At 47.1% G+C, this 1360-nt stretch carries 1 protein-coding gene; it reads right to left on the reverse strand.

The annotated features are described in order from the left end of the window. Positions 1 to 1360, reverse strand: a 1360-nt coding sequence (locus BT127_RS16915) for a cohesin domain-containing protein (RefSeq protein WP_350339288.1), incomplete at both ends; no start/stop codon positions are given.

Below are 1360 nucleotides of genomic sequence, written 5' to 3' on the forward strand. Positions count from 1 at the left end.
TGCTCATCTGTCTGTACAGGAGTTGTGTCTGTGCCGGCAGGTGAAGTTACAGGATTGCCGTTCTCATCTGTCTGTACAGGTGCTGTTGTTGTATTATCAACGATCTCGATATAACCGTCGATTGTTACAACGCTCTTTGTGATGTCGTTACCCTTCTCATCAACAACTGTAAGGCCGCTGAAGTTGATAGGAATTATATCACCGAGCTTAGCATTATCAGGTACCTTGTAAGATACTGTGAGTATCTGATCGCCGTCGTTAAGAACGTCTGCTGTACCATCGAATGCACCGAATGCGAATTCGTTTGTATTTGTGTTGACCTCAAGGTCGTTAGTGTAAGGCTTACCGTCTGCACCAACGAGTGATGCGCCATTAGGAGTCAGTACGAACTGAGCACCGCCGACAGGGAGTTTTGTACCGTTAGGATCCTTAACGCTCATTGTGAGTGTTACAGTCTCGCCCGGCTTAGCCTTTGTATTGTTGAGCTGCCATACGATAGCACCAGCAGGAACTGTTACTGTCTGACCGCTCTGACCTGTTCCTGCAACGCTTGTTGTAGCGGTAACATCGCCGCCCTGAGCAGTTGTAGGATTAACAGGAGTTGTATCTGTACCAACAGGTGTAGTTACAGGATTACCCTGCTCATCTGTCTGTACAGGAGTTGTATCTGTACCAGCAGGTGTTGTTACAGGATTGCCCTGCTCATCTGTCTGTACAGGAGTTGTATCTGTACCAGGTGTTACAACTGTTGTATCAACAGGTGTTGTTTCTGTACCAGGTGTTACAGCTGTTGTATCAACAGGAGTTGTATCTGTACCAGGTGTTACAGCTGTTGTATCAACAGGTGTTGTGTCTGTACCAGGTGTTACAGCTGTTGTATCAACAGGAGTTGTATCTGTAGAAGGTGCAGTTGTTGTTACATTAGGATCTTCGATGATGATAGAACCGCCTGTAAGTGTTACCTTATCTGTAACATCAGCACCGTTAGCGCCTGTGATCTGGAGGAATGCATCCTTAACCCAGTCTACAGGATACTCGCCAGCAGGTGTACCGGCAGGAACATCGAGAGTAATTGTTACTACTGCATCTCCGTCCTTAGCAGTATAAACCTCGCCTGAGCCGTTACCGAATGCAACTTCGCTTGTAGCCTTGTTGCCTTCAACTGTTACTGAGTAAACAGATGGGCCCTTAGCGCTGTCAAATGTAGCTGTATCAGGCTTGATCTTGAACTGTGCTCCTGATACTCCAAGATCGCTGTCGCCAACAACCTTGATCTGTACATCGACCTTTTCGCCTGCCTTAGCAGGTACCTTATCAGCTATATCCCATGTAGCAGTGCCTGTTGCAACATCGCCAACGA

The sequence above is a fragment of the Ruminococcus sp. XPD3002 genome, from assembly GCA_900119535.1.
GTDB lineage: Bacteria > Bacillota > Clostridia > Oscillospirales > Ruminococcaceae > Ruminococcus > Ruminococcus flavefaciens_H.